Here is an 18,339-nt window from a genome sequence, read left to right as displayed (position 1 = left end):
TCGCTATCGCAATGTTCAAACATTAATCGGCATTTGTTCATGTTTAAACCATCTATAAACTCAGGCTACGCTACTAGTAACTTACAATTTGTATAGTACAATGGCAATAAGAAGTTTATTTGCATCAACAAGATTGCTTTTACAGAGAGCCAATAATTGAAAGTACTAGTCATTTCTCACCGTATACCATTTCCACCGAATAAGGGTGAGAAACTAAGAACCTTTCATCAACTAGAGCACTTAACACAGGTGGGTCACGAAATATCCTTATTAGCTCCCTTGCATTCAGTTGAAGACGAGGAACATGCTAAAGGCTTGGCTCAAACTTTAAAGTGCAAAGTCACACCGCTTAATTTAGGCAACAAAATAATACGTTTCCTGAAAGCGCTTCTCACAAATCGTTCATTCAGTGAAGCGAACTTTTATACTAGCAAAGTAGAGCCCTCAATTAACAAAGAAATCAATGCATTTAAGCCTGATGCAATACTCATCACGGCATCCTCATTACTCCACTATGTAGCAAAGGATAACAATGCCAAATACAACTTACCCATTTTAACTGACTTTATGGATGTTGATTCAAACAAATGGGAGCAATACGCAGATAAAGCTTCTTTTCCTATGAGATGGGTGTACAGGCGAGAAGCAAAATTAGTACGTAAGTTGGAACAAGAAGCTGCTCAGCTATCTGCAGAATGTTATTTAATTGCGTCAGCAGAAGTCGAATTATTTAAGAAAGACATTAGTACCGACGGTACCGTCAGTGTGTTAGCTAATGGCATTGATTCTGTTACCTTTCAAGCGAGTAAACAGAATAAAAATGACGACGACGCAATCTTCTTATTCACTGGCGTGATGGATTACAAACCGAATATCGATGCCGTTTTATGGTTTATAGAGCATTGTTGGCCGAATATCGTTCAGCACAACCCTAAAGCTCACTTCATTATTGCCGGCATGAATCCAAATCCATCTATCCTTAAATTAGCGAGTGACAATATAACGGTGACTGGTTTTGTAGAAAACATCATGCCCTACTTCCAATCTGCTGATGTGTTTGTTGCGCCCTTTCAAATTGCAAGAGGTGTGCAAAACAAGGTTTTGCAGGCAATGTCATGTGAACTTCCAGTTGTGAGCACATCACGAGGCATTGAAGGAATTATTCACACACAAGGCGAAGATGTCTTGATAGCCGACAATCCCGAAGATTTTAATGAGCAATGTTTATTGCTATTGCAAAACAAAGTACTCAAAGCAGAGATAGGCCTAAAAGCAAGGCAAACAATCTTGCAAAACTACGCATGGCCTGAAGTCCTTAAGCCACTTACAAACCGCTTGGAGTCGATATCATGAAGAATGCTTTAAAGTCTTTCCTATTCTTCATTTTTGCCCTTTTCGCTTCGCCATTCACATTGCTTTACTTCATCTCATTGCTATTAGTAAATAAAAACCAGAGCATCACCTTTTTTAGCCAACTCTTATGTTTGCTACCGGGTAAAACAGGAGTTTACTTTCGTGCTGGATTTTACCGGTTTACTCTGAGTGCCTGCAGCAAAGATGCTGTTGTATCATTTGCTACCTTGCTATCTCAGCAAGATACATCAATTGGCAGTGGGGTTTATATCGGGCCACAATGCAATATCGGCATGTGTGATATTCAACAAGACGTGATCATTGGCAGTGGCGTGCACATAATGAGCGGTTCGAAACAGCATAATTTTGAGCAAAACGACAAGCCTATTCGCGATCAGGGTGGCACTTACACCAAAGTGACCATTGGAAAAAACTCTTGGATAGGCAACTGCGCTTTAATTATGGCTGACATTGGAGAGAACTGTGTGGTGGCAGCAGGTTCTGTTGTCACAAAACCTGTGCCTGATAATGTTATCGTAGCAGGAAACCCTGCAAAGGTGATTAAGAGTCGATAACGAGCTACTATCGAAACTCAAAGCTTTTCATCAATGCCTTGAAAGCCTCTTCAGCTCTATCATTTATAAAACTCGCTTCGCTGTCTGGAGCACTGGAAATAGCAACAAAAACGCCATCATAGGGCTTACCCTGAAGTTTCAACCAGACTTGATAGAGTTTCGCTTTTCGATTGTCGGTAAACACTTTACCGTCAATAACATAAGCATGATAAACCTGTATTTGGCTGCCGTTACTTGCACGAAGTGACCACACATTGGCATTTATTTCACTATTTAATGCTTCTTTCTTTTTAGATTCTAAGCTCCAGCGATTTTCACCAAAAACGCTGTTCTGAAAACTGATCAATTCACCTCCTGTCCCATCAAAATAGGCCCAGTAATAAACAAAGTTTTCAGCATTAACAGTCACCGTGGCCATATCACTTTTATCGGCCTTCTCGAACTCAGGTTGCCAAGTCGATAGGCGATTGCCGTTAGTCTTAGCTTGGAAAGGAAGGGTAAAATTAGGGTATTTGGGTACCGTAGACGCAGCGCTCTTGAGTGATATAGACTTACCCACCCCAGCCATTAAAATCAGAATAACCACCATAGAATAAGTAAGGGTTTTCCCGCTTTTTTCAAATTTTGTTGCACTGTCCGAATTTACACTGTTCAAACTGGCACTATCCAAAGTCGTAGCATCGTTTTCTGGTGATTCGGCATTGCTTTCATTACTAACTTCTTTCGCCAAACGACGCTTCTCCCAGCGACGTATCACTTCACCCAGACCCAATAAGCACACAATAACAAATGCAAAGAAAAACCAACCATAGATTAAGTGATCAGCACCAACGGCATGCTTCATGTCTGACGCATAGCCTATAACGATGATACCGAACACACGGATCGCGTTGGCAACAATAGGAAAGACTACCGACAACAATACGAATGCAGCTCGTGTCTTAATGCCTTGCAAGCTCATATAAGCGTAAAGATTACCCAGCACAATAGAAGCAATGAGGAAACTCACACCAGAACATGCCTCAGCAACTAAGAATCGACCTTGAGGTATTTCTAGGAACAGCCCAGAGCGATAGAGTGGAATACCCGTCCAAGACACCATCACAACTGCCATATCGGCTGTAATCTCTTGCAGAAAAGGTATTAACTCTTCGCCAAAGGGAATAGCAAACAACATAAAGAACAGTGGAAATACAATTTGCCAAGCTATTTTGTTACCAAGAAAGAACCAAATAAGCGTAGGTAACAATGAAAACATAGCGGCATGCTGAAACAATTGAATATCACCAGCTATCCCAATCACATATAAAACAACTTGTAAGAATATAAAGGGCGTGGCAAGCAATGATATTTGACGGTGATGCCAATTGATTTCTTCTTTTTTCTCCCAGATTAAATAAAGGCTAATTGGGATAACAAAAAAACAATGGTTAAAAATTTCAGAAATGTACCAAATACCGATAGCTGACACCAAACCTTGATACGTTAAACCGAACCATAGGCACAATAGGACAATACCTAAGCCCCACTCTTTTCCAAAGTCTGTTCTTTTGTCTATGTTAAGAGACTCACTTACCATCAATGACATCCTTGTAGGTTTCATACATCGAACTCCACTCATAATCCTTAATGAGCATGTTTAATTTTTTCTCCATTACGTGCAAGTTCACATAATGACGCAATTTTGACTTAAAGGGCGCACCTTCAACTCGCGGTTGCTTAGGGTCAATTTCCCAAGGGTGGAAGTAGAAATTATAAGGCTCTGTTGTGCTGGCCATGTACTTTTCAATACGGCGTTTAGACAGCCAATATGGATAAAGCCTAAAGTAGCCTCCGCCACCTATCCCGGTATTTTTTTCATTTTTTCTCACAGTCGGAACAGGAATTTCTACGATACCTTCCTTCCGTTTGTGAGAAAAACGAGGCCAATGCGGCACACCGTAAAGGTCATGTTCAATCGGATAGGTGGAAGATGAATATTTGAAACCCAGCTCAACCAGAATATCGAACACCCATTCATTTGTTTCATTGATAGAAAAGCTTGGCGCTCGATAACCTAACAAGGGTTTACCAGAGGCTTGCTCTAGCTTGTCTTTACTCACGCGAATATCTTCAAACACCTCTTCTCGCGTCATGGTTGTTGTTCTTCGGTGATTAGAACCATGGCTTGCAAGCTCATGCCCTTCGTCAACAATGCGTTTGACCACATCAGGACAATGCTCAGCCACCCAACCCAAAGTAAAAAAAGTAGCTTTAATATTGTGCTCGTTAAATAAATCAATAAGCCTATGAGTATTGTCACCAACGCGTGGCGATATTGTCGACCAATCGGACGGTTTGATCACACTTTCAAACGCAGAAACATGAAAGTAATCTTCTACATCCACCGTCATGGCGTTTAGTCGAGCTGGCTTTGATTGCATATTTAACGCCCTTTACCGAACAACACGATTTCGACAGTCCGTATGAGAATAAGAATATCTAACAACAAGCTTTGATGTTTTACGTAATACAGATCAAATTTCAGTTTTTCTAAAGAATCTTTAACGCTTGCCCCGTATGGGTAATTCAGCTGTGCCCAACCAGCTAAACCTGGCTTAACGTTATGTCGCTGATTGTAATATGGCACTTCTTTTACCAATTGTTGAACAAATTGGGGACGCTCAGGACGTGGGCCGATAAAAGACATTTCGCCTTTTAATACATTCAACAATTGTGGCAACTCGTCTACGCGGTATTTACGAATGAAATTACCAATTGAAGTCACCCTGTTATCGTTTTTAGTCGCCCATTTTGCCCCATCTTTTTCGGCGTCAGGTCGCATGCTTCTAAATTTGAGTATATTGAACAACTTGCCATCTTTACCCACACGCTCTTGCTTATAAAAAACAGACGCTCCTGTGCGGAAACCATCATCGATATAAATAATGATGGCGGTAATTAACATAATCGGCCAAACAAAAAACATCAAAATACTAGCAAGCGTAATGTTGAGTACATAGTCTAATGACTCACGAAGATAGTTCTGCGAATGAAAGCCATTCGAATAAATAACCCAACTCGGGTACATTAAGTCGACAACGATTTGACCACGTTCGCGCTCCATGAAGTCAAGTAAATCAGTGACTTCTATGCCTCGAAGACGGCAATCAAAAAGCACCGATACTGGCAAGGTGCCGCGACGTTGGTCACAAGCAACAATAACTTCTTCAATATCGTTGTCTAACAAAAACTGTTTGAAAGCGTCATCTATTCTGACATGAATAATCTTTTCTCTTTGAACGCCGTTAGCACGGTCGTCCCCGGGAATCGGAACGAATCCAACTAATTCAAATCCCAAGCGGTCGACATCGCGTCGCATGCGGTTTTCAATAATTGAAGCCCTTACACCGGCTCCTAAGATTAAAATACGAGAACTGCTTAAACCCATTAAGCCCAAGCGATTAGTAAAGTAACGGAAGAAGACAATAGTAACAATATTGAAGCAGACGGCAGTTGGCAGGAAATAAGGATGTGTATCGAGCTGGGTGAATAATGCCGTGGTAACAATTTCAACGATAAAGTAACTCAGCACTAAACTCACAAATATGCGCCTTATGATCCCTCGAAAGGTTTCGCGCAATTTGGTTTCGTAAAGTCCAACCGATAGCGAACAAACAAGGATCGCAATCATCAATAAAAATATATTGATGGTCAGCGCTTCGGTGTTGGGTTTAGGGATTAACTGAAGGCTTTGTAGCACAAAGCTGGCAATGTAGCTCACATACGATACGAGCACCGCCTCAGTAAGCACTAATGCCGTTGAACGTTTGTTTTGTCTTTTATTCGAAGAAGCCATGATTCCCTGTACTTTTACTGTAATTATTTTCAAACGCCCCAAATACAAGGAATCTTAAAAAACTCTGATTTTAGACGTATGATAATTAATCGAATTAAGATAAACTTAATGGTTAACGACGAGCATTATAGTAGGTTTATCGCTCGGGTAAATGACTGATTACTGTTTATAGTAAATTTTTAGTGCGAATTTTACTCATTGAGGGTTAATATATGCACAAAATAAAAAGCAATCATAAACAGACAATAGCTAACTTCTGCGAAGGAAATTTAGGGATGATGAAAGCGCGACAATTAGGCACATCAGCTTTGCTTATCGCCACATTTATAATCACTGGCTGTAGTGTGAATACGTTGCCCGAGGCAACAACCAGAGCTTCGTTAACCACGAACGTGAATGACTACCAGTACCTTATTGGTCCGGGTGATAACTTAACCATCTTCGTGTGGCGGAACCCTGAGATATCAGGCAACTTTGTTGTTCGCCCCGACGGTAAGGTAACAACTTCCTTGGTAGAAGATATTGAGGTTGCAGGTAGAACACCCACCATGCTTGCCCGACAACTGGAAGAGCAGCTAGCAACCTATATAAATAATCCTCGAGTAACTGTGAGTGTAGGTCGTTTCAACGGGCCGTTTAGCGAGCAAGTCCGAGTAATCGGTGAAGCCACTAACCCAAGCGCAGTGAATTACACTCAAAATATGACGCTTCTCGACTTAATGATTTCGGTCGGTGGGTTAACTGAATTTGCAAGTGGCAATAATGCTAAGCTAGTGCGCGTGATTGATGGCAAACAAACGACTTTCGAATTAAACATCGAAGATCTGATTAAAGACGGCGACATTACGGAAAATGTCGACATGCTCCCTGGAGACATTGTCATTATTCCTGAAGCTTGGTTTTAGACTACACTTAGAGAAACGCTTACATGCAAGATTTAGAACAATCCATTCAAATGGCATTAGACTTTATTCGAGGGATTTGGATAAAGAAACGATTTGTCATTATTTTTTCATGGCTAATTTGCCCAGTAGGCTTTCTTTATGTAAGCAGCCTGCCTAATCAATACGAATCAGACGCACAAGTTTTTGTAGACACACGCTCAGTACTCCAATCTTCTCTTGCTGGCATGGTCATGGGCTCAAACCCCGAGCAAGAAGTCGCCATGATGGCCAAAACACTGCTGAGCCGCGCAAACGTTGAAAAAATAGCTCGAGCGGCTGACTTGGACGTTACGACCAGAACCGACGCTGAATATAACGAATTGATTACCGAACTCACTGACGATATTGATTTGAAAGCAACTCGAAATGACAATATCTATACCATCGTCTACAGCAACGAAAGCCCGGAACTGGCAAGAACGGTTGTACAGGAAACGCTCGATCTTTTTGTAGAAGGGACACTAGGTAACAACCGTGCTGACTCACAAACAACCTCACGCTTTTTGGATGATCAAATTGCTGAGTATGAATCAAGGTTAGCTGAAAGTGAGCAGCGTTTAGCTGATTTTCAGCGTCAATACAGCGATATATTACCTGGTTCAGGCACCTTTCACGGCAATCTTCAGGCCTTGCGCCAACAATTAGAAGATACACGCTTAACCATGAAAGAAACCACTAAACAAATCGAGTCGATGAAAAGTCAGACTCGAAAAGCAAAACAGGCCTCAGATGGATTAGGTGTAAGAAACGAGAGTGAACAAGTACTCAAAACTCGTTACGACGATCGCATTATTGCCTTAGAAGCACGCCTAGATGAATTAAAACTGCGCTTTACAGAGCAGCATCCCGATGTAGTGGAATCAAGCAACTTGCTTGAAGCATTGCAAGAAGCAAGAGAGCGTGAAATTCAAGTATACAAGTCGCAAGAAGGCGACGATGATTCATTAAATTTATTAACTGAATCAGACAGGCAATTACGATTAGAGATAACGCGCTTAGAAGGGCAAGTCGCTTCATTGCGAGTGCGTGAGAACGATACTGCAGAAAAAATCGAAGAGTTACAGTCTAAAATAGATTTAGTTCCACAAGTTGAAGCGGAACAAACTGCGCTAAACCGTGACTATGGCATCCTAAAGGGACAGTATGAAGAATTACTGTCAAGGCGCGAAGCGACAAACTTAACTGAAAGCGCTGAACGTTCTGCCGACGACTTTCAATTCAGAATCATTCGCCCACCACTAATCCCTGATAAACCAACAGGACCGAAACGCATATTGTTTTATACAGGAATACTCTTCATTGGCTTTGGTGTTGGTGTTGGTATTGCCTTTTTAACCAGTATGCTGTCGCCTGTGTTAGTGAGAGGGAAGCAGCTTCAGGACCTTACAGGATTCCCTATTTGGGGTGCAGTATCCCATCTAGATATCGTTAGGATAAAGCGTCGAAACAAGTTTAGAATCGCGGTATTTGCATTGTCTTCAGGTACGATCATCGCTATATATGCCATGTTTGTTTTATTAGACATCATGAACATTAACTTGTTAAGCAGGTTACCTATATGAATAACACAATAGAAAAAGCGCTGTTGCGTCAACAAGAAGTTGAGCGCGCCCAAAGGGAAGCAGGAACAAGTACTACCCAACCAGAATTTGATGAAAATGGCAGACGTATTCGTCGCGATATTACACAAGAACCGGATAAACCCGCCCAATACACTGAGAAGCGATTTGAAATAGACCTAGCCGCCCTCGAAAAAAAGGGCTTCGTGTCAACAGGCAGTGCGCGCAGTCACATTAGTGAAGAATACAGAGAAATTAAGCGTAAACTACTCGCTAATGCATTTGGTACGCTCTCTAGCACTTTAAATAATTCAAACATCATCATGGTCACCAGTGCACGTCCAAGCGAAGGAAAAACCTTCACAGCAGTTAATTTAGCCATGAGTATTGCTACAGAACAAGATAAGCGAGTGCTGTTAGTTGATGCCGATGTGCTAAAACCAAATACCTTGCGCACTCTTGGTCTAAAAGAGCGCTCTGGGTTAATGGAATATTTATTAGGCGATGTCTACGAAATTGGTGAAGTCATGTTCAGAACCAATGTTAATAAGCTACGCATTATTCCTGCCGGTCGTTCACACCATTTGTCTACAGAGCTATTAGCAAGCCAAGCAATGAGTAACCTAATCAATGAGTTTTCAACCCGTTACCCTGATCGTATCGTAGTTATCGATACACCGCCGCTAATCGGTATTAATGAATCGGCGGTGTTAGCTAACTTTGCTGGACAAGCGGTAGTCGTTGTTGAGGAAGGTCGTTCAAAGATGTCAGACATTCAAAAAGCTGTTGAAAGATTGAACCCTGATATGGCGATAGGCTTTGTCGTTAACAAATCGGTGAATAACTCCGATACTAACGGCTACTACGGTTACAGTTACTATGGTTCGGACCGTGAGATAGATGAGCCTGAAGCACCTGAAAAACCAAGTCAGAGCGATTAAGGCCTAAGACGTCATGGCTAACTCAGGGAAGACAATCAATAAACAACTCTTTAAGCTATCGCTACTCAGCATCGGCATAAGTGCGTTTAGTCTTCATGCCAATGAGTTAAAATATACTATTGGCCTAGATACTGAAGCGGTATTCCAGAATCTATTTTCGGAGGAACGCAGTGAACGCATCGACTCAACTAATTATGTTTTGCAGCCTCGTCTAGCACTTAACTTTAAATCTAAAATTGCCAACTTTAATTGGACTGCGGTGCACAACCACGTAAGGCGAGACTTAGACGACGAATCGGTAACAAACAACTACACAAACTACACTTATCGTGGCCGAATAGAGCTTGTTAAAAACTTACTCTCGTTCAACGCTAATGGCGCTTTAAATTATCAAAATTCAAGCAATATTGGCTTTTTAGTTGACGATTTTTTATTAAATGCTGAAAACCTATCAAAAACTCGCTCGAATCGGTTCGCCTTCACATTTGATTTGCCTCGAGGTGACTATTTCGGGCATCAATCACAGCTCAGTTATTCACTGACCGAAAGTGAGAAAAGTGAGTTTTTTAACAACCAACTGAACAGCGATGTCCTAAGCTACAACACGAGTACATTTACAGGTGATAATTTCGAGCGTTTTAGCGCATTGTTGACCAGTAGCTTCACCGTATCTGATAGAAATGAACTGGGGGACTATACCAGTAGACAATTTGATTTAGTTACCTCATATCAGTTATACAAGCAACTAGGTTTTGTGCTAACTGGCAGCCATGAAGCGAATCAGGTTTCTTCAAACGTATCGACATTCAGTGAGTTAAGAGAATTCAACTCCGCTGGTGCTGGTTTGATGTGGCGAGAGTCAGCAAATAAGCAAATTGTATTAACTTGGAATAGAGCTGATAGCGACGCAATCGAACAAGACGAAGATAATGAAGGTTTCGTAGGGATAGATGTAGACTGGATATTTACACCTCGTACACGCCTGAGCGCTGAATATAAAAGACGTTTCTTTGGTGAGAGTGGTAGCTTCTCGTTTCAGCATCGAATCAAACGCTTTAGAACGCAAATTCGGTACTCTGAAGAAGTGACGAGTTTCTCTCGCTTAATTGCGAATCCAGACAATTTAGGTGTATTTGTTTGTGTTGATGGCGTCGCCGACCTAGCCTCATGTTTTCAACCAAATTCTTTGAATTATCAACTGGCTCCTAACGAATCTTTTGTGCAATTTAGTCAGCAAAACACTGAAATTAACGACGAGCTTATTCTTCGAAAAGGCCTAAGTTGGCAATTGGGAACAGAACAGCGCCGCACAAGACTGTCAGTCAACGGTCGTTACTCGACTAATGAATATTTAGAGTCTGATCGTTTGTCACGCACCTATTCTGCTGGCACGTCTGTGTCATTCAATGTGGGGCAAAAAACAAATATCAGATGGACCATGAACGCAGCATTTACCAACGATAGTGTTGAGGGCGAAAATGGTGAGTCTGAGGTTTATAGCAGTGAACTAAGTATTACGCGTGCCTTGGGCAGATATTTCGACTTATCTCTGAATTTTGACTATGTAGACCGGAATACTGAAGGTCTTGAGATTGGACAAGGCAATGGCGGCATCACCGGCGATCTCCAAGACCGCCGTATATCACTCAATTTGAAATACACACTGAATAAATAACTAACCAATCAGCTAGCTCACCCGTTCCCTCAGGCTAAAACGACATAGCCAAAAACAACTTGGCTAAATCCTATCTAATCGTCAGACTTCAATCTAACGTAAGCCTGATACTTTCTCTTTAGTAGCTTATCAATATACTGCGTCAATTTTATCTTATGCTTTAACGCATCGTCTAAAGCGTCAACCAATTCATGAAGCATGTCGCGGTAATATTGCGGTTCGTGAATTTCAGTACCGTTTGCAGTGAAACGCGCTTGGTCTTCGTTGTAATTACTGGCATCAGTTCGACGCAACGCACGATGGTCAGGCACGTACATTTCTGAACGAACTTCTTCAATCACTGACTCAACATGTTCTAAAGTGAAGCTTTCAACTTCTTCCAAGAATCCGTACAGTAAAATACGATCCATTAGGGTGTTCATTCTACGTGGAACACCCAACGAAAACTCGTGAATCGCTTCGTAAGCTTCATCGGTGAATAATGCCTCACCTTTATAGCCTGCGTGGTTTAAACGAAACTCAATGTATTCTATGGCTTCTTCAGCATTAAGTGGTGCTAAATGACACGACGCTACAATACGTTGGCGAAACTGCTCCATGTTGGGAGCGCGAAGTATAGGCTGCAGTTCGTCTTGCCCAAGTAGGAAACTTTGTAGCAAAGGACGGCCACTTTTCTGGAAATTCGACAACATACGGAGCTCTTCAATCGTTTCCAGAGGCAAGTTTTGTGCTTCATCAACTAACAATAATGCTCGTTTACCTTGCTCAGACAACTGATTTAAAAAGCGTTCAAGCAATTCCAAAATCTGTGTTTTAGATTTATTTTCAACATCTAGCTCAAACTTCGCCGCGACTAACTTCACCAATTCATCTGGGGTGAGTTTAGGCGTCACAATTTGTGCTGCAAAAATATCTTCTTTCATATTATCCAGAAGACTGTTTGCAATAGTTGTTTTGCCTGTGCCGATACCGCCTGTGATAACAATAAAGCCTTCTTTTTGAGAAAGACCATATTGTAAATAAGACATCGCTCTTTTATGCAGTTTACTCGCATAGAAAAAAGCTGGATCGGGCGTCAGCTGGAATGGTTTGGAATTGAGTCCGTAGTAACTTTCGTACATGATTAGTTATCTGTCCTTTTAAAACTGGTCGTAATATACACTATTTTGCGTCAGCATTCACAATTTGAGAGATAATTCCTGTTGTCGACACCCCTTCCTCAAAAAGGAGGACTCGTACCTCGCCGCCTTTATCCATTACTTCTTTGCCGCCTGCTATCTCATGTATCTGATAATCCCCGCCTTTCACCAGTATATCAGGTAAAATATCGGCAATTAAAGCTTGTGGTGTATCTTCACTGAATGGCAACACCCAATCCACTGCACTCAAGCCCGCAAGCACGGCCATGCGTCGCTGTGCGTTATTGATGGGTCTGCCCTCACCTTTCAACTTACGAACTGATTCATCGGTATTTACTGCGACAATGAGTCGGTCACCTAATCGCGCAGCTTCACTCAAGTAGGCAACGTGCCCTGAATGCAAAATATCAAAGCAGCCATTGGTCATCACCACCTTTTCACCTCTCGCTTGAGCTTGTTTAACCACTAATTTCAGTTGCTCAGCATTAACAATGCCACCATCTTGATGCGCTTGTGCATTCACTGCTAAAGCTAGCTCAGTGTTGGTCACTGTAGACGTGCCTAATTTACCCACCACCACACTGGCAGCATGATTGGCGAATTGGCAAGCGACCGGTAAACTCAAGCCAACCGACATACCACACGCTAGCATCGAAATTACCGTGTCGCCGGCACCTGTCACGTCATACACTTCTTTTGCGTGTGCAGGCAAATGATAGGCGCTGAGTTCGCTTGGGTCTGCTTTCTTATCCGTCACTTCTTCCTTGTAGAACAGTGACATGCCTTTTTCGGAACGAGTGACCAACACAGCATCTAATTTACACTTGTTCTGCAAGGCTTGTACTTTACTTAATAAGTCGCCTTCGCTCTCAACTTCTCCCATTTCGCCTTCGAATTCGCTCATATTGGGCGTAATAATGGTGGCGCCGCGATACTTCGCGAAATCACTACCTTTGGGATCAACGACAATCGGCTTGTGATACTTATTGGCAATATGAATAAGCGCTTGGGGGTCCGATAAACAACCTTTGTTGTAATCAGATAACACCACCAGATCGACTTTTTGGACTTCATTTTCAAACTGCGCGAGCAAATCCGACTTATCGTCTTTAGCAAAGCTCTTTTCAAAATCTAAACGCAGTAACTGCTGGTTACGACTCATGACTCTCAGCTTCGTGATAGTGTCTTGGCCTGCCACTTTTGAGAATGAACAATGCACGTTCATAGCAGCCAATCTATCGCTCAAAATTTGTGCGGCTTCATCTTCACCCGTCATGCCCATCAAAGTGACTTTGGCACCTAGCGTTGCGGCATTAATTGCCACATTCGCAGCACCACCTGGGCGGTCTTCTATATCATCCACTCTGACCACAGGTACTGGGGCTTCTGGAGAGATACGAGCCGTTGGCCCGGTCCAATATCGGTCGAGCATAACGTCACCAATAATAAGAATGTTTGCTTGACTAAAATCAGGTATTTGCATGGCGTGTGGTTCTTATGAATTGCTATTTATTAGAGAATGTCTGAGAGTATAGCAATGAATGATGTTACGAATCACCAAAAGTCTGATAAACCTTGGTTTATTTACTTGGTTAAAAACAAACTCAACCAGCTCTATGCGGGAATTTCTGTCGATCCTAAACGACGTTTCCTCGAGCATGCCAGTAACGGACCTAAGTGTGCTAGAGCCTTGAAAGGAAAAGGGCCACTTCGATTGATGTTTTGTGCGCAGCTAGAAACGCATTCCGATGCGCTAAAAGCTGAAATTTGGTTAAAGAAACAAACTCGAAAGACTAAAGACGCTATCATCATGCAGCAAAAAACGGTGCCCTCAGTCGTTCAGGAACTTGATGTGATTGCAATTCAGAAAGAGGTTGAAAACAAGCTGTCTAGTTAACTCGCAAACAAGCCATTAATAAGCATCGCTAGGCCAATACTCAGTACAAATTCAATACTCGCAATGCCCACATTGTGTTGCAGATCGACTTCCGTTTTCCAATTCACACCGCTAAGCACGATATGTTTCGCAATACTGCTTAAAACAATCAGCAGTAAAGAAAAGCCAGTACCCACAATAAACCATCCAGTGATATTGCTAACGTAGGCGTCTGGTGTGTACTCAATCACCGAGCCCGCAGAAGACACGACAATTGCCGTCCCGATTAAGGTACCAGAATGTTGAATCGCCAAAGCTATTTGGCCTTTGCATAGGGTTTTCTGAAAGCTGTTATTCTGATTGTTTCTAGCATAGCGTTGCTCATATACGCGGGTTGTGAGCAACAGTATTGCCAGCACTACCATCGACCCAGACAAAATAGCAATCAGTGTATTGGCATCTGCACCGTCAGCCCAATCAATGATACTTTTGATAATTATCGCACTGGCTACCGCACTGCTAGCGTCAACTAAAGCAACAGAGACATTTTTCTCAGAGATCATCTGGTCTTTATCTAAACGGTTTAGCACCACCTTATCGTGAGCAAAGCGACCAAATTTGACCAGCAGAATACCTATCGTTCCAAATAACAACATACCTAAAGCTGCACCTTCAAAACCCAAGTATGTGTGTCGGCCAACTACCGCTGATAGAACGATAGTGAGTGATAACATTCTACCCGCCATACTGATCCCAAACGCGAAGTTATCTTTTTCACCTAACTCTTGGCGGACGCTAATTTTAGTAAACATGCCTGACAATGAGCGTATAGCAAACAAAAGCAGCACCGCAATAGAAATATCAATAGCCAAATAAATCAATATGTCAGACGACAAAGGCACTAATTTAACCAGTTGTTCCATATTTATAGGATCCCTACTATCCATTTACTTGAAAACTATACCATAATAAGCCAAATAGACTTATTTAACAGCCATCAAATCCAGCGGGGACAGATCGCAAAACTATGTTAGACAATAAGCAAGCACATCAAAGCAACGTATCGGTATCTCTACCAAATGAATTAAGCGTATTAGGCGAAGCTAACTTTGAAGGTTTTCGTAGTCAACTTACCCGCGTTACCAGTGCTTTCAGTGAGGAGAAAAAAGCCGCGATTGAGCAACTTCTTCAACAACATTCAAAACAAATGATTGCTGCATTCAGCCTAAGTGATTTCATTTCTCATATTGCGACTCAATATCCTGTTGAATTTATTGAATGCGTAGATGAGCTTTGTCGTCAACCAGAGCATCAGTTTTTACATTATCAGCAAGCCTTTTCAGACCTGCTTGCCGCGACTGATACCGAGCTAGAATTACATGCCAACATTCGTCGTTTTCGTCACTTGTGTATGCTCGAAATTGCGTGGCGAGATATGCTTTATCAGGCTGACATAAAAGAGTCTCTGCTAGCGGTATCTGAATTAGCAGATGTGTTGATTACGCAAACCAATGACTGGTTATATGCAAAAGCGTGTCAACGTTATGGAGCACCAGAGCCCTACATTAGTGAAAACGGGAATGGCGAAGTTAGCCCGCCTGAAGCACAGAAACTCTTAATTCTTGGCATGGGGAAGCTCGGCGGTCGTGAACTTAATTTCTCCTCTGATATCGACCTTATTTTTGTTTACCCGCAAGCCGGTGAAACTCAACACCCTCGCAAACCAATAGAGCACAGCCAGTTTTTTACAAAACTCGCCCAAAAGCTCATTGCCGCGCTTCACCAGACGACAATAGACGGTCAAGCCTACCGGGTAGACATGCGTTTGCGTCCGTTAGGTGACAGTGGCCCTCTGGTTGTTTCCATGGGTGCATTTGAAGCTTATTACCTAGAGCAAGGCCGCGAGTGGGAACGCTTTGCCATGCAAAAAGCAAGGGTGCTAAATGCTGACAGTGCCGCGGTCTGCGAACTACAGAACATCATTCGTCCCTTTGTGTATCGCAAGTACCTCGATTTTACCACGGTCGAATCGTTGCGAGCGATGAAGCAGCTTATCTCAAATGAATTGGCAAGGCGGAACCTGAAAAACAATATTAAATTAGGTCGTGGTGGGATCCGAGAGGTTGAGTTTTATATTCAATCCTTACAAATGATCCATGCTGGCAAAGTAACAGAATGTCAAACTCGATCCATCTTGTCATCATTTGAAATGTTGCAAAAACACGAGTTCCTGCACCCAGAGATTGCAGAAGAGCTTCGCTCAAGCTACCTATTCTTGCGACAAGTTGAACATTACTTACAAGCATTTAATGATGAACAAACACAAACGCTACCTGACGATAAAATAAAGCAAAGCCGTCTGTGCGCGCTGCTGTCAGAAGAGAGTGTTGAAGCGTATATGCAAACGATACTGCAGCATACTAATCGTATACATCAACATTTCTCAGCACTGATAGAAGATAGTAATGAAGCGGGTGCGTCCAGTGAAGGAGATATTACCGCCGTCACATCTAGCGAAAATGGGCAAGGTTTTGAGGACCTTTGGCAACTTGATCTCGATAAAGAAGAAATATTCGTCATACTCCATTCTGCATTAGAGTGTGCTGATGCAAGCGAACATGCAAGGGCCACTGAAAATCTGACAGATTTGCTATTAGATTTTAAACATAAAAGTACTAAACACCGCATTGGTCAGCGCGGTCACAATACGCTCAACAAACTTATCCCGCTAGTACTGCAAGAGCTAATTGAATTTACTGAACATGCCGCAGAGCAAAAAACCGCAAAGGGTTTAGAAGCCCTTAGCAAAGCAATATTTGGGATCTTGCTTACGATACTTGGACGCACAGCATACTTAGATCTACTACTTGAGAACCCAGCTGTTCGCCAACGTTTATACACATTGTCGGCCACCAGCACTTGGGTTGCTGAGCAAATTAAACGCTTTCCACTCCTATTAGACGAATTGCTGCATCCCGCTTATTTGCAGACCGACGACGATGATATTCGTCAATGGAGAGACGACTACCAATCTGAACTGCGACTTCAAATGCTGCGCATTGAGCCTGAGGATATCGAGGGGCAAATGGACAGTTTGCGCTATTTTAAATTGACTCAACAGCTGCGCATTGCTGCAGCTGATATTAGCGGCACCTTACCGATTAACAAAGTAAGTGACAAACTAAGCGTGTTGGCAGAAGTGATCTTGCATCATGTCATTGATTTAGCATGGCACCAAGTATGTGAGAAATATGGCGTGCTTGAAGGCACGAGTGCACAAAACAAAGGCTTAGGCGTTATCGCCTACGGTAAGTTGGGCGGCTTGGAATTAGGCTATGGTTCTGATTTGGATATTGTGTTTATTCATGACATCGATTTATCACTTTCTACCAATGGTAAAAAATCCATTTCTTGCAGTGAGTTTTTCGTGAAGCTAGTGCAACGCGTATCACACATATTTACCGTGAAAACCTATCTGGATGAGTTGTATGAAATTGACTTACGCCTTCGTCCCTCTGGAAACTCGGGGCTACTGATTAGCCATATCGATACATACCAGCAGTATCAAGAAAATGAGGCATGGACATGGGAGCATCAAGCTCTGGTGCGTACTCGTTATATTTATGGCAACGAAGAGCTTGGCAATAAATTTACCAAGCTTAGACATCAAGTGCTAGCAAGGCCAAGAGAACAGGCAGTATTGAGAAAAGAAGTCGCTGATATGCGTGAGAAAATGCGTACTCACCTTGATAAAACCAACGACTATAAAATCGACCTGAAACAAACCTCCGGTGGCATTGCCGATTTAGAGTTTTTAACTCAATTTTGGGTTTTAGCAAACACACGAACGGTGCCTGTACTATCAAAATGGACGGATAACTTACGGATCTTAGATGAACTAGCAGCACATCAGGTGATTGATGAGGAGCTAGCGCAGGGCCTGCAGAAAGCTTATCTGTATATTCGCAGTCAAGTACATCGCCATAACCTAACCAATAAGGATATTGTGCACAGCGAAGAAATGAGCGCCCTGATGGCCTTGGTAAAACGGACGTTTGAAGAGACCTTTACTGGCTGAGAAGCGAGATTCCCGACGACTCGGGAATGACGGTGTTTACTTTATTCGTCATCTCCACTCTCACTCGTCATCTCCACTCTCACTCGTCATCTCCACTCTCACTCGTCATCTCCACGAAGGTGGAGATCTAGGTTCCCGACTACTCGGGAATGACGGTGTGTAGTGTATTCGTCATCTCCACGAAGGTGGAGATCTAGGTTCCCGACTACTCGGGAATGACGGTGTTTAGTGTATTCGTCATCTCCACGAAGGTGGAGATCTAGGTTCCCGACTACTCGGGAATGACAGTGTTTGCGGGAATGACGATTTGAACGGGAATGACGATTTGAACGGGAATGACGAATTGAACGGGAACGACGGC

The 18,339-nt window shown here is 42.5% G+C and carries 14 protein-coding genes; 8 read left to right on the top strand and 6 right to left on the bottom strand.

The window, feature by feature from the left end; translation table 11 throughout:
* The first annotated feature begins 156 nt into the window (after positions 1-156).
* The gene (locus RM556_RS04920) at positions 157-1,353 is read left to right on the top strand and encodes a TIGR03087 family PEP-CTERM/XrtA system glycosyltransferase (RefSeq protein ID WP_311374004.1); all 1,197 of its coding nucleotides are present in this window, start codon (positions 157-159) and stop codon (positions 1,351-1,353) included.
* On the top strand, positions 1,350-1,928 hold the full coding sequence (locus RM556_RS04915) for an acyltransferase (protein WP_311374003.1): 579 nt from the start codon (positions 1,350-1,352) through the stop codon (positions 1,926-1,928). The genes RM556_RS04920 and RM556_RS04915 overlap by 4 nt, the downstream gene beginning before the upstream one ends.
* A 7-nt stretch (positions 1,929-1,935) precedes the next feature.
* Here RM556_RS04915 and xrtA read toward each other — a convergent pair whose 3' ends face one another.
* From xrtA to RM556_RS04900, 3 genes are read right to left on the bottom strand one after another with little or no spacing between them, the layout of a single operon-like run.
* Positions 1,936-3,531 carry an exosortase A gene (xrtA, locus tag RM556_RS04910; RefSeq protein ID WP_311374002.1) on the bottom strand — a complete coding sequence of 532 codons (1,596 nt, stop codon included), beginning with the start codon at positions 3,529-3,531 and terminating at the stop codon, positions 1,936-1,938.
* Positions 3,497-4,351, bottom strand: coding sequence for an XrtA system polysaccharide deacetylase (locus RM556_RS04905; protein WP_311374000.1), 855 nt, complete (start codon positions 4,349-4,351; stop codon positions 3,497-3,499). The genes xrtA and RM556_RS04905 overlap by 35 nt, the downstream gene beginning before the upstream one ends.
* A gap of 2 nt (positions 4,352-4,353) precedes the next feature.
* Positions 4,354-5,766: a TIGR03013 family XrtA/PEP-CTERM system glycosyltransferase gene (locus tag RM556_RS04900; protein ID WP_311361404.1), complete on the bottom strand. Its 1,413-nt coding sequence runs from the start codon at positions 5,764-5,766 to the stop codon at positions 4,354-4,356.
* Between the two features lie 275 nt (positions 5,767-6,041).
* Here RM556_RS04900 and RM556_RS04895 point away from each other — a divergent pair, with 275 nt between their 5' ends.
* Genes RM556_RS04895 through RM556_RS04880 form a run of 4 tightly spaced genes read left to right on the top strand, consistent with a single transcriptional unit; the run spans position 6,042 to position 10,885 of the window.
* Positions 6,042-6,671, top strand: a complete 630-nt coding sequence (locus RM556_RS04895) for an XrtA/PEP-CTERM system exopolysaccharide export protein (protein ID WP_311361403.1) — start codon at positions 6,042-6,044, stop codon at positions 6,669-6,671.
* A gap of 23 nt (positions 6,672-6,694) precedes the next feature.
* Positions 6,695-8,272 carry an XrtA system polysaccharide chain length determinant gene (locus RM556_RS04890; RefSeq protein ID WP_311373999.1) on the top strand — a complete coding sequence of 526 codons (1,578 nt, stop codon included), beginning with the start codon at positions 6,695-6,697 and terminating at the stop codon, positions 8,270-8,272.
* Positions 8,269-9,210, top strand: a complete 942-nt coding sequence (locus RM556_RS04885) for an XrtA-associated tyrosine autokinase (protein WP_311373998.1) — start codon at positions 8,269-8,271, stop codon at positions 9,208-9,210. Before RM556_RS04890 ends, RM556_RS04885 begins: the two co-directional genes overlap by 4 nt.
* A gap of 13 nt (positions 9,211-9,223) precedes the next feature.
* Positions 9,224-10,885 carry a TIGR03016 family PEP-CTERM system-associated outer membrane protein gene (locus tag RM556_RS04880; RefSeq protein WP_311373997.1) on the top strand — a complete coding sequence of 554 codons (1,662 nt, stop codon included), beginning with the start codon at positions 9,224-9,226 and terminating at the stop codon, positions 10,883-10,885.
* Positions 10,886-10,959: 74 nt separating this feature from the next.
* Here RM556_RS04880 and RM556_RS04875 read toward each other — a convergent pair whose 3' ends face one another.
* The gene (locus RM556_RS04875; protein WP_311361399.1) at positions 10,960-12,006 is read right to left on the bottom strand and encodes an XrtA/PEP-CTERM system-associated ATPase; all 1,047 of its coding nucleotides are present in this window, start codon (positions 12,004-12,006) and stop codon (positions 10,960-10,962) included.
* A gap of 40 nt (positions 12,007-12,046) precedes the next feature.
* The gene (gene hldE / locus RM556_RS04870) at positions 12,047-13,507 is read right to left on the bottom strand and encodes a bifunctional D-glycero-beta-D-manno-heptose-7-phosphate kinase/D-glycero-beta-D-manno-heptose 1-phosphate adenylyltransferase HldE (RefSeq protein ID WP_311373996.1); all 1,461 of its coding nucleotides are present in this window, start codon (positions 13,505-13,507) and stop codon (positions 12,047-12,049) included.
* Between the two features lie 54 nt (positions 13,508-13,561).
* Here hldE and RM556_RS04865 point away from each other — a divergent pair, with 54 nt between their 5' ends.
* Complete coding sequence (locus tag RM556_RS04865) at positions 13,562-13,921, top strand: GIY-YIG nuclease family protein (RefSeq protein ID WP_311373995.1); 360 nt, start codon at positions 13,562-13,564, stop codon at positions 13,919-13,921.
* On the opposite strand, the gene RM556_RS04860 is transcribed toward RM556_RS04865, so the two are convergent.
* On the bottom strand, positions 13,918-14,823 hold the full coding sequence (locus RM556_RS04860) for a DUF350 domain-containing protein (RefSeq protein WP_311361396.1): 906 nt from the start codon (positions 14,821-14,823) through the stop codon (positions 13,918-13,920). The two genes, RM556_RS04865 and RM556_RS04860, sit on opposite strands and share 4 nt — an antisense overlap.
* 104 nt (positions 14,824-14,927) lie before the next feature.
* Between RM556_RS04860 and glnE the strand changes: the two genes are divergently transcribed.
* Complete coding sequence (glnE, locus tag RM556_RS04855; protein WP_311373994.1) at positions 14,928-17,978, top strand: bifunctional [glutamate--ammonia ligase]-adenylyl-L-tyrosine phosphorylase/[glutamate--ammonia-ligase] adenylyltransferase; 3,051 nt, start codon at positions 14,928-14,930, stop codon at positions 17,976-17,978.
* The last annotated feature ends 361 nt before the right edge of the window (positions 17,979-18,339 follow it).

The organism is Alteromonas sp. W364, from assembly GCF_031846205.1.
Classification (GTDB): Bacteria; Pseudomonadota; Gammaproteobacteria; order Enterobacterales; family Alteromonadaceae; genus Glaciecola; species Glaciecola blandensis.
This window is presented reverse-complemented; position numbering and strand designations above follow the sequence as displayed.